Here is a 12,492-nt window from a genome sequence, read left to right on the forward strand (position 1 = left end):
CTACTCATCGTCTTCATAAAACATTGTCAATAATTCACATAACTTATCTAACGGTATTCCATTGGAACGTCCTATATTTGCAGCTTCTTGAAGTTTTTCTTCAGCTAATCTCATCTGTTCTTCTAAAATAAGCTCTTTATTAGGAGATGAGACAAATGTACCTCTACCGGCAGCACTTTCAATAAATCCACTTCTTTGTAACTCTTCATATGCCTTTTGAGTTGTAATCACACTAATATGTAACTCTTTTGCTAGAGCTCTCATAGAAGGAAGTGAATCACCGCATTTTAATTCTCCGCTCATAATAGCACTTTTTATTTGTATAATAATTTGCTCATAAATAGGTGTGGTTGTATTGTTACTGATTAATATTTGCATTACTTCACCTCCCTTTGTACATAAATGTACATGTTGTATATGTACATTATATTACATCAAGATCAAATGTCAACACTAATTTAATCTATAAAATTTAACATATTTATTATATTTAGTTTTTGTTGCTAATTTAAATATTTTACATTATAGAAAAAGAAGTGAAATTAGTCCTCTTCATAACTAAAATTATCACAAGTTCAGATTAGCTTGTGAATTTCTGTATTTTTTCAAGTCTTGTAGATTTTGTTGTATACAAAATCTACATAGTTTATAATGTATATGACAATTAATCATGCAGTACTTTTAAACAATCTTTGATTAATAAATTTGAATTTATCTGAAAGTTATTAACTTCACATTATGGATATAGTATAACTTTTTTTAAGATTTAAAGTCATAAGATTTGATAATATGGAGGTGAGTAAATGGTTAAGGGATTTATCTTTTTTCGTGATGGCAAGATTCCATTTGTTATCAAAGATTACTGTATGGAATTATTTTCAGATGATAACTTATTAGAAGATTTTACAAAAGAAAATAATTTTAAAAAGAATTATATTCTTCAAGGTGAGTACTTTTATAACGGATACCAAGCTCAAAAAGCAAAGTTTTTAATTGATCACTCCATTGGTAGCACATGCTATTTATGCTGCTATATTATCTATAATCTTACAACAAAAGATGAATACGACACTATTGGAATTCAATCACCATCTCTTGATGATATTTTTAGATATAAATATAATTACTTGGATATTGTGAGAGAGGGTATTAATCTTGCAATAAATCCCAAGGATGTATATAAAGTTCCTTTTACTATGGACGGTAACAAATATGAATTAAAATATCGTATTGGACACAACCACCACTTGGGTTTATTGGAGGACTTTGATAAAAAAGGAGAACTTTTGATTCCAGTCAATACTGATAGTATCCAAGAATGCTACAATATTACAAGAGTTATGTACCGTTTATCAATGTTTATGACATCCAACGCAGAGGTTCCATTTAAGCGAATAGCTCTATATAAAGGCGATTGGATAGAAGGGTGGTTTTACTGTCCCCTAGTCTCAGAAGAAGCCGTATCATTTTACGATATGATGTTTCGTGAGTTTGATGTTTTGAAATACATTCCGAAAATATTAAATAACATAGCATTAGATTCAGGAAATAAAATCACGAGGAGTATACCATTAGGACATTTGAGAAATTCCGATTCATTGTTTTCCCCTCAGCGATTTATTGAGCAAGTTATGGCTTTTGAATATTTATTTGATAAACTAGATCATAAAAGAGCTCAAAACCCAAAGTTTCCGTTAAAAAAAGAATTGGAATACATGTTCAACGAATTTCCTAAATTGCTATCAAACTCTCAACTATCTTCGGATAAGGTCAGTAATCAAATAAAAGAAATTAGACGAAATATCACACATGGGTATGAATATTATTATGATTTTAAAAATGATTTCAATATACAGTATTTGATTATTTTACTTGATAAATTAATTAGAAATATGAGTTTGCTATATATTGGATTTTCCAAAGATGAAATTACAAATTTCTCCATAAATTAGGATAGTGTATTGTAGCAAACGGCCAAATGGAAAAACATTGGCAAAGAACATTGCTTTTGACTATCTCTATCTGATGCAAGAACAAATAGGTCAATTTATTGATTGGATTTTGAAATATCCTAAATATTCTACAATTATGCGAATCCATTACCGAGAAAAGAATGGAAGCCTAAATAAGAATTACTAAATTAGAGAGGTGCGATATAAATGGATGATTCTTGGTTTTATAAAAATTTTAACATGGTAAAAGAATTGGATATTGCTGGCGAATTTATTTATAATGGTATCACCGAATTAAACGGAATGGATGTCATTAGAGATAATGCTTCAACTTTTTTTACTCTTTATACCATTTCTGTTGGCATAGAAAGACTTCAAAAAATCATACTTGTTTTATGGAAGTTTGATAAAATAGAAAACAAAGAAGATTTTGAAAAAAGTTTAATTACACACAAGCATACTAATCTAAGAGATGAAATAAAAAAATGTACGAAAGGATCAAAAAACTCTAATTTAAATTCTCGAGAAAACGATTTAATCTCATTACTTCAACATTTTTATAAATCAGCTAGATATGAAAGATACAATGTTAATGGAAATAATAATGTTGAAATAAATATGTTCAATACATATATTAACAAACATATTCATAAAATTCATAGAAGCGTCACTGATAGCTGTATTCTACTAACTGATGATATTAAAGAGTTTTTAGGAAGAGTAATTGGAAGTATTTCCAACAAATATTATCAATTAATCATAGAAGGAAGTAAAAAGAATAATACCTATACTTACGAACTTAGAAATGGATCAAAAGCTGAAAAAGTTTTTTTAGGAAAATATAGAAAAAATTCATTAATCGAAGGAAAATTGAATGAAAGAATTTCATTTAAAGAATTGTTAATATATTTACGAAATTGTATAGATCAATCAGCTTATTTGAAATTTATCGAAGAAATTCCACCTTTAGATTTTGATCCTCCTTTAGTCATGAGTTATATAGATAATATTTCAAAAGGAAACATTCCACAAGAGTTAATAGACGAAGTTGAAACATTATATGATGAGAATAACTACAGTTATGAAAGAGTACAACTTGTTGATTTAATTGGATGTTCAAATGTAGAATTTGAGTATCCTTATATTGATGAATGCTTTCAAATATTAAATAATGTAATAAAGACTAAAAAAATTGATGACGATACTATCAAATCTATCAATGAAAATTTATGTTATATTAACGATGATGAAATAGTTGAAATTATGGAAAAAATCAAAGCTTCATATAAATCATATCAAAAAGATATTAGTAGTTTAGATGAATTGTTGATTTTAATAAAAAACTATTATGATGAGTACCGTAAAATCATAAATGATGAATTTGATGAAATATAAAACAAACTATATATCATTCAAACACCTTTTAGCAAGTACATATTGAGTACTGCTTTAATCGCCGAATTTGGCGATTCTTTTTATCTAAGCAAAAAAATGACCCCTTCTTTGACTTTTTAAGGTCAATTTAAGGTCATTTTCTTTTTAATATTCAAAATATGCTTTATTTATCGGCTATTTTTAAGTTGCCTTTTTATTCGAACTCTATAGTCCCAGGAGGCTTCGATGTAATATCATAGAATACTCTATTGACACCACGAACCTCGTTAATAATTCTTGACATCACTTTATTTAAGACTTCATAAGGAATTTGTGCAGCTTCTGCAGTCATGAAGTCAATTGTATTGACAGCACGTAAAGCTATCGCATAATCATAAGTTCTTTCATCACCCATGACACCAACAGAACGCATATTTGTCAGTGCTGCAAAGTATTGACCAATTGTACGATCTAATCCAGCATTGGCAATTTCTTCACGATAAATAGCATCTGCATCTTGTACAATTCTGACTTTTTCAGCAGTCACTTCACCAATAATACGAATACCAAGTCCTGGTCCTGGGAATGGTTGTCTGAATACTAAATATTCAGGAATACCTAATTCCAATCCCACTTTACGAACTTCATCTTTAAATAAATCTCTTAATGGTTCAATGATTTCTCTAAAATCTACATAATCAGGAAGTCCACCTACGTTATGATGTGACTTGATGACCGCAGATTCTCCACCCAATCCACTTTCAACAACATCTGGATAAATTGTTCCTTGAACTAAGAAATCAACAGCACCAATCTTTTTTGCTTCTTCTTCAAAGACACGAATGAACTCTTCACCAATAATTTTTCTTTTGGCTTCAGGTTCAGTCACACCTTTTAATTTTTCATAATATCTTTCTTGTGCATTCACTCTAATGAAGTTTAATTCATATGATCCTTCAGGTCCAAAAACAGCTTCTACTTCATCCCCTTCGTTTTTACGAAGTAATCCATGATCAACAAAGACACAAGTCAATTGATTTCCAATGGCTTTAGAAAGAAGAACTGCTGCTACTGATGAATCCACTCCACCAGATAAGGCACATAAGACTTTTCCATCTCCAACTTTTTTCTCTAATCGCTTTGATTTGTTCTTCAACAAATGAATCCATACGCCAATCTCCTGAACATCCACAAACATTCAAGACAAAGTTAGATAAAATTGTTTTTCCATATTCTGTATGTAAAACTTCAGGATGGAATTGAATGGCATACAATTTCTTTGCTTCATTTTCACATGAAGCCACTGGACAATCTTTTGTATAAGATGAAATTTCAAATCCATCAGCAATCTCAGAAATATAATCAAAATGACTCATCCAGCAAGTTGATTCTTTAGGCACATCTGTAAATAAAGCTGAATTTTCTTTACTCACAATTAAATGAGATTTTCCATATTCTCTGACATCAGCACGTTCTACTTTACCACCTAAAACATGTTGCATTAATTGTGCCCCATAACATAATCCTAAAACAGGAATACCAAGTTCAAACAATTCTTTTGAATATGTAGGTGAATCTGCTTCATAACAGCTGTTAGGTCCACCTGTTAAAATAATTCCCTTAGGATTCATTTCTTTAATCTTTTCAAGATCTGTTTTATATGAATAAATTTCACAATAAACATTACATTCTCGAACACGTCTAGCCACTAACTGATTATACTGACCACCAAAGTCTAAAACAATGACTAATTCTCTCTTCACTCATTTCCCTCCTTAAAATTGAATATCTTTTAAAACAACTGTCTGTTCTCTATCTGGTCCTACTGAGAACATGACAATTGGACAATGAATTAATTCTTCAATACGTCTGATATAATTTTGACAATTGACTGGTAATTCTTCAAAAGATTTGACATGTGTAATATCTTCTTTCCATCCAGGCATTTCTTCATAAATAGGTTCCACTTCTTCAATACCTTTAATTGTAGAAGGTAAACCATGAATCACTTCACCTTTATATTTATAGGCCGTACAGATTTTAATGGTATCTAAACCACTTAAAACATCCAATAACATTAAAGCAATTCCTGTTAAACTAGACATTCTACGTGATTGATTGACAACCACAGCGTCAAACCATCCTGTACGTCTTGCACGTTGTGTCACTGTTCCATATTCATGTCCTCTTTCACGAATGAAATCTCCAACTTCATCATGTAATTCTGTTGGGAAAGGTCCAGCTCCTACACGTGTTGTATATGATTTGATAATCCCAATTGCTTCTTTAATATATAAAGGCCCAATACCAGTACCTTCACTCACCCCATTAGCACCTGGATGAGAGCTTGTTACATATGGATAAGTTCCATAATCAATATCCAACATAGCACCTTGCGCACCTTCAAATAACACTTTACGATCTTCACGTAAATATTGATCTAATAACATTCCTGTATCACAAACAAGTGGTTTGATCACTTTGGCATATTCTTTATATTCTTCAAAAATACTTTCAACAGTGAATTGTCCTTCTAATTCAGGATATTCCATCACTTTCATTGGGAAAGTTTCTTTTAATCTTTCTAAAAATAATTCTTCATCAATAAACTCACCCATACGAATACCAATACGACTATACTTATCAATATAACATGGACCAATTCCACGTTTTGTTGTTCCAATACTATGATCTCCTTTTCTTGCTTCCTGAATCGCATCAATTTCAAGATGATAAGGTAAAATCACATGACAACGATCACTCACACGAATCTTACTTGTATCAATACCTGCATCATTTAAATATTTCACTTCTTCCAAAAAGGCTTTAGGATTGACAACCATCCCATTACCCATAATGACTTCATGTCCACTAAAAATACCAGAAGGTATTAATTTCAATGCAAATTTCCTTCCATCATATACAATGGTATGTCCTGCATTGTTTCCCCCTGCATAACGTACCACAACATCTGCTTTTTGGGCAAGATAGTCAGTGACTTTTCCTTTACCTTCATCGCCCCACATACTTCCAACAACAACTACACCAGCCATAAAATTCATCCTTTCTTTTATACATTCCTATTATATAAAATATGCATCGTTTATACAATCACATTTTATCATAATTGACGTTTCACAACATCTATTATAAAATAAAACAAAACATTAGTAAAATTAATATTTAATACATATGATATTAGGAGAACTTATATGAATATAAAACTCGAACAATACAAAATCTTTAATGAAGCGGCTTCTACGCAATCATTTTCTTTAGCCGCCAGAAATCTTTTTATTTCACAGTCTGCTGTCAGTCAGGCTATCCACCTTTTAGAAAAAGAATTACAAACGCAGCTTTTTATTCGTCAGTCCAAAGGCGTTGTTTTAACTAAAGAAGGACAGATGCTCCATCAAAAAATTGCTCAAGCCTTATCATTAATTACGAGCGCTGAAAACCAACTGGCACACTTTCATAAATTAAGCGTAGGCGAACTCTTAATTGGTGCTGGTGATACACTTAGCGAAAACTACCTGATGCCTTATCTTGTCAAATTCCACCAGCAATACCCTCAAGTCAAAATCAAAATGGTCAATCGCACCAGTCTTGAAATCATTGATTTATTAAAAAATGGCGATATTGATTTAGGATTTGTCAATATGCCACTGCACGATGAAGCCATCACAATTCAAGAATGTTTACAGATTCATGATATCTTTGTCAGTCAGATGCCAGATTCACATATCTATTCATTAAGTGAACTTTCTCATGAAACTTTGGTCATGTTAGAAAAGAATACAAATTCAAGACAATATGTTGATGATCACTTTGCCTTGCATGGTCATTTATTACATCCCGATATTGAACTAGGTTCACATAATCTATTATTAGAAGCTGTTAAAAATGGTCTGGGAAAAGCATGTGTCATCAAAGAATTTTCAACACAAGAACTCAAAAATCATGAAATCTATGAAATAAAGCTAGATCAACCTCTCATCAAACGTAGTATTGGCTATGCCTGGTTATCAAGAAAAACCTTAACCCCAGCTGCCATTCAATTTATTGAACTGCTTAAATAAGAAAAGAGCGATATACCCTGAAATATCGCTCTTTTCTTATAATGATCCATAGTGCTGCTGTTCACTATTTATCTGCTAGTCTGCTGCCTCTAGCAGAGATCTCTTTGAGTAAATTATATGAATACTTTTGCTTCATATGTATATCGAGGAATATTATGATATGATATACACGTTGTCCTTAAGGACATCTCCTATTATATATAAAGTTTAAATATTCGCAAGTAAAAAATAAAAAATATGTTGATTTTATCAATGTTTTTTTATTTTTTTACCATTGTAAGCGATTGCACCGCACAAACATAGGAATAGTTTTCAAAAGTACCATATTTTTACTTTTTATGTGTCATCATATATTGATACAGCTTTCCAACAAATCTGGCTTCTACTTTCGCATAAGAATAATGTGCCTTCACAAAAGTAGGAACTTCAAAATATTCATCATTTATCGTTATACAAACAACTTCTCCTAGCTTTTCCTGTCTTATTTTCACAACAATATGAATATCACCTTCTTTTTGAATGAATGGCGATAACCACTCATCTTGAAAACGAAAATCATTTTCATAACAAATCCAAAGTGATGGTTTTTCTTTTAATATGGCTTCTTTTAAATTCTTTTCATGAATAATATAAGAAGCTAAACGCTTTTCAATTTCACATTGAACATCCTTCATCAACATATCTGCCTGTTGTTGAGAAGATGTTTTAACAGCCAAACGAATACGAACTGTTTCCTCTCCAGCATACAGTGCAATCGAAACTTGATTTTGATCTTCAATCAGATCTCTTAACACTTCATCAATCTTACTTTCTCCAATAAACATCGTTAAATACTCATAAGTATAGATGGTATCTTGTTTCATTGATTCCAAATAAGGAATTAAAGAATGTTCAACAACATATTTTAATTCCTTTGGTGGTCCAGGTAAATTAATAATCATATGTTGACCATCACTCATGACACAGCCATTGGCTGTCCCCATATCATTTTCTAAAATATAAGCATCTCGAGGATAATAAGCCTGCTTAAAATTATTGTTAGGGACCTGATCAACGCCTGTACAATAACGACACTTCTGCTCAACCTTTTGTGCTTCCTGTTTATTATAAACCATTTCCAACCCAAGATATTGAGCTGACAATTCTTTTGTTAAATCATCTGTTGTTGGTCCAAGTCCTCCTGTTGTCATCACACAATCAGCACCACGCTCAAAAGCCACTTTTAAGCAATCATAGAGTCTTTGAGGATTATCACCCACAACACTTTGATAATACACATTAAATCCTAAATCTTTGCATACCTTTTGTAAAAGTGTGGCATTGGTATTCACAATTTCTCCCAACAACAATTCTGTTCCTACATTGATAATTTCTACATTCACAAAAACTTCCTCCTAAAACAAAGTAAAAATCACTAAACTTAATGAACCAATCGCTACAGCTGGTGGATCAACATGTGTCCCACATTCCAAATTAAACACATAACTAAACAACAACCCAATAAGATGAGCCAATAAACCAAAAATCAAACATAAAGCCATACTTTGTGTCTGCCAGTAGGCATACCCAGCAACGAGCGTGATATGATGAGTTGCTGGAAAAGAGCCATCAATCAATGCAAAAATCAAAGAAAAGGCACTGATAGAAAAACCAATCGTATATAATCCTGTATATTTGACAATAACTCCCATGCAAAATGAAATCGCTAAAGCAAACAAAAGCTGATAACCCCAGTAATTAATAGAACGTGTTTTTAAAAATAGTAAAGAAGATTTATTCATAAACTGTTCCTGATTCAAAACTAAACGTGCAAGCACACCAATAATAACAACTGATAAAGCCCCTTGATCAATAGGAAAATCATAATACAAGGCCACTGCATAAATCAAATATCCAGCAACACCAGCCAACCCTCCAGCCAATAAAATTCTCATATCTTGAATAAAAGCCAATGAACGTCCTGTTTCAAACCCACGTATTTTCTCATTGTAGTGTGAAGCTACAGCCGTTGCTACAACAGACCCATTAAAAATAATACATGGTAAAAACAAACCATTTAAAATATAAGGTTCTAAAAAAGAAATATCTCCACCACATGCCTGTACAATTGCTACAACAATACCAATAAAACCAGTACATATAAAAGTTTGTGTTCCACCTATAAAAGTACCTAAAATACCCGCAAAGAATGCCAATATCAACAACAATCCATCAAACATAGAATCACCTCTTATACTCATTGTATAAGATAAAAAAATATTTTTCTATTGTTTTTGACAAAACTATGCGTCTAATAAAGATAAAATATCTTCTTCACTCCAAAAAATAGAAATACAATCCATAAACTCATCTAAAGCTCTATGCTTTAAACGATAATAACTGGCACGTGAATAAAATGTCATCCACCATGAAGATTCATAATAATTAATATATTCATGTTCAATAAAATCATAAGTTTCATGAGATAAATGTGTATGTACCTGATGAATCATCTCAACATAATTTTCTAAACGCTGTTTACGTTCTATTTGTTGTACCATTTTTTCATCTCCATGATAAACAGTCGAAGAATCTTTCACTTTAAACATATCCACTTGTGGATAGTAATTATAATGTTGTGTTAAATATAATATATCCAATTGTGCCTTTTGATATGTTTTATAAATCTTTCTAACAATATAATCCTTTTGTTTTAACGTTAACTTTTTTTCCATAAAAATACCCTCCTAATACTTATATACGCATTTTTGAGGGCATTTTTCTTTTTTAAATTGTAAAATTTTCAATTAATTCTTCAATTTCATCATTTTTCATACCAATTTCCAATAAATACTCCTTAGCACTTCCATAATGTTCTCTTAAATAATCCAATAATTCCATCATATAACGTGGTGAAGATCTTAAATATTGTTTGGCTTCTTCATCATTCATCATCTGTGCCAAAGAAGCATTCATTTCCTTATTATTTTCATAAGACTCACTATAATCCTTAACAATATCATATTCATGGCAACCAATTAAATCCAATAATAAAGCTGCTGTAACACCGGTACGATCCTTACCAGCAGAACAATGAAATAAAACAGTTTCATAAGGATATTTCATAAAAATATCAAACAATTCCTTAAATTTATGTTTCATTCCTTCCAACATATAAATATAAACACCACCTAAATCTTTATATGTTTTCACTTCGTCTGGAACAAGAACTGCTTTTGAAGAATCAAATAAATTCACTTCATAATAATCAATATCCTTGTCATTTGCGAAAGGATTAGGTTGACACTCTTTTTCAAAATCACTCCTTAAATCAACCACCACTTTAACACCATAATCTTTTAAGGTTTGAATATCCTTTGATGAAGCATATGTTGGAGCTGCTGCCCTGACATATTTGTGAGCTCGACTATATAATCCACTCTGTGTTTCATAACCACCTAAATCTCTCGTATTTGTCATTTTTTCTAATGAAATCTGGCGTTGCTCTCTTGTCATATATAACATCTTTTCACTCTCCTATTCTTCAAATGGACGAACACGTAATTTGACACCTAGCTCATCACAAATCGCTTGACATCTTTGTATTTTTTCGTCACCAATAATATCGACAACAGTCATCACAACATGGGGTACATATTGACGACATAGAGAAGCGAAATCTAACATAGCCTGAAATGATTCTTTCCCAAAACGACTACGTGTCAAAGCATCATATTCACCAGCATCTGGCGCATTCAAACTAATCGAAACTGTATCAATACGTCCTTTTAATTCTGGTGTCACATCACGCTGATGGATGAGATTAGCCAGACCATTGGTATTGATACGAATCGGTAAATCTCTACGAAAATGCTTTAAAATCCCTGCAATTTGAACCACATCTTCCACTCTTTCCAAAGGTTCACCAAACCCACAAAATACCACTTCTTTAAAATCATCCAAATCATATTTTTGAAATTCTTGAATTACTTCTTCCACTGTTGGCTCTTTTTTTAACCATAAACTATGCCCTTCTTCCATTTCTTTTGTCTGTCTTAAACAAAATGTACAGGCACAAGGACAACGATTCGTTAAATTAACATAAACAGTTGCTCCTTGACAAGATGACAATTGAGCAATATCCTGATAACCATTTCCATGTAATGTATATAAAATCATAACTCTTCTCCTAACTCATATAAATATTCCTCAAAACATAAACCATAATGATGTGGAACATGCGTTTCTTCACAATAACGAATGCACTTTGAAGCAAACTTTGTCGCTTTTTTCACACTTTCATAAAAACTCAATCCATTCAAATAACTTCCTGCAATCACTGCCGCAATGACATCACCGGTTCCACAACGATCCTTACCGATACGATCAACCATCACAATCTGATAATCTTCATGTCGATTATAAATAAAATTCAAAATCTGTTTATCATTAAAAGGTATTCCCGTCACAACAATATGTGATGGTCCCTGTTTAGAAAGCTGTTCACACATTTCTTTTAACTCATCAAATGAAGGTAATGAAACTGGATAAGGTCGATCAACCAATGTAACTAATTCAGTGAGATTAGGCGTCATTAAATCTGCATATTTTACCAGTTCTTTCATTTTTTCACACATCTCAGGAGTATAAGTCTTATACAATTGACCATGATCTCCCATCACCGGATCAACTAGAATAAATGAATTATCTTTTTTAAATGTCTGAATAAAATCAATCACAATATCAACCTGTTTTTCAGAACCTAAGAATCCTGTCGCAATCGCATCAAACTCCAAATGTAAATCCTTATATGTTTGAATATAATCTTTCATTCTTGATGTATAATCATCAAAATAAAAAACTGGAAATTGTGTATGTGTTGATAAAATGGCTGTAGGTATAGGGACTGCCTGTATTTTCATTGCTGAAACAATGGGCGCCATAGCCGCAATGGCACATCTCCCAAATCCTGTCATATCATTAATTAAAGCTATCTTCTTTTGCATGTTTACACCTCTTTTGTTTCATATTTTACCACAAACATTGATAAAAAAGAACTTATTTCCATTGATATCTTTCTATGTTATGATATTTTTAATAAATAAAGG

The 12,492-nt window shown here is 31.6% G+C and carries 11 protein-coding genes and 1 pseudogene; 3 read left to right on the top strand and 9 right to left on the bottom strand.

The window, feature by feature from the left end; genetic code table 11:
• On the bottom strand, positions 1–378 hold the full coding sequence (locus KEC48_RS06585) for a GntR family transcriptional regulator (RefSeq protein ID WP_211964999.1): 378 nt from the start codon (positions 376–378) through the stop codon (positions 1–3).
• 425 nt (positions 379–803) lie between these two features.
• Here KEC48_RS06585 and KEC48_RS06590 point away from each other — a divergent pair, with 425 nt between their 5' ends.
• Entirely contained in the window at positions 804–1,952 is a 1,149-nt protein-coding gene (locus KEC48_RS06590) for a hypothetical protein (protein ID WP_211965001.1), read from the top strand.
• A 207-nt stretch (positions 1,953–2,159) separates the two neighbouring features.
• Positions 2,160–3,347: a hypothetical protein gene (locus KEC48_RS06595; protein WP_211965002.1), complete on the top strand. Its 1,188-nt coding sequence runs from the start codon at positions 2,160–2,162 to the stop codon at positions 3,345–3,347.
• A gap of 193 nt (positions 3,348–3,540) precedes the next feature.
• On the opposite strand, the pseudogene guaA reads toward KEC48_RS06595, so the two are convergent.
• Both guaA and KEC48_RS06605 read right to left on the bottom strand, forming a co-directional pair.
• A pseudogene (gene guaA, locus KEC48_RS06600) lies at positions 3,541–5,089 on the bottom strand (glutamine-hydrolyzing GMP synthase).
• A 12-nt stretch (positions 5,090–5,101) separates the two neighbouring features.
• Positions 5,102–6,379 (bottom strand): adenylosuccinate synthase, encoded by a 1,278-nt coding sequence (locus KEC48_RS06605; protein ID WP_211965003.1) that lies wholly within the window; start codon positions 6,377–6,379, stop codon positions 5,102–5,104.
• A 159-nt stretch (positions 6,380–6,538) separates the two neighbouring features.
• On the opposite strand from KEC48_RS06605, the gene KEC48_RS06610 reads away from it, so the two are divergent.
• The gene (locus KEC48_RS06610) at positions 6,539–7,405 is read left to right on the top strand and encodes a LysR family transcriptional regulator (RefSeq protein ID WP_211965004.1); all 867 of its coding nucleotides are present in this window, start codon (positions 6,539–6,541) and stop codon (positions 7,403–7,405) included.
• Positions 7,406–7,734: 329 nt separating this feature from the next.
• On the opposite strand, the gene KEC48_RS06615 is transcribed toward KEC48_RS06610, so the two are convergent.
• The 6 genes from KEC48_RS06615 to KEC48_RS06640 are packed head-to-tail and all read right to left on the bottom strand — an operon-like array spanning position 7,735 to position 12,390.
• The gene (locus KEC48_RS06615) at positions 7,735–8,787 is read right to left on the bottom strand and encodes a molybdopterin-binding protein (RefSeq protein ID WP_211965005.1); all 1,053 of its coding nucleotides are present in this window, start codon (positions 8,785–8,787) and stop codon (positions 7,735–7,737) included.
• 12 nt (positions 8,788–8,799) lie between these two features.
• Complete coding sequence (locus KEC48_RS06620; RefSeq protein WP_211965006.1) at positions 8,800–9,645, bottom strand: hypothetical protein; 846 nt, start codon at positions 9,643–9,645, stop codon at positions 8,800–8,802.
• A 42-nt stretch (positions 9,646–9,687) separates the two neighbouring features.
• A complete protein-coding gene (locus tag KEC48_RS06625) occupies positions 9,688–10,119 on the bottom strand; it encodes an MG284/MPN403 family protein (RefSeq protein ID WP_087356967.1) in 432 nt (143 codons plus the stop codon).
• Between the two features lie 52 nt (positions 10,120–10,171).
• Positions 10,172–10,909, bottom strand: a complete 738-nt coding sequence (locus tag KEC48_RS06630) for a tyrosine-protein phosphatase (RefSeq protein WP_087356966.1) — start codon at positions 10,907–10,909, stop codon at positions 10,172–10,174.
• 12 nt (positions 10,910–10,921) lie between these two features.
• Entirely contained in the window at positions 10,922–11,563 is a 642-nt protein-coding gene (locus KEC48_RS06635; protein WP_087356965.1) for a TIGR04100 family radical SAM protein, read from the bottom strand.
• Complete coding sequence (locus tag KEC48_RS06640) at positions 11,560–12,390, bottom strand: pyridoxamine kinase (RefSeq protein ID WP_087356964.1); 831 nt, start codon at positions 12,388–12,390, stop codon at positions 11,560–11,562. The genes KEC48_RS06635 and KEC48_RS06640 overlap by 4 nt, the downstream gene beginning before the upstream one ends.
• Between the last annotated feature and the right edge of the window lie 102 nt (positions 12,391–12,492).

The sequence above is a fragment of the Clostridium sp. C1 genome (genome assembly GCF_018223625.1).
GTDB lineage: Bacteria > Bacillota_I > Bacilli_A > Erysipelotrichales > Coprobacillaceae > Allocoprobacillus.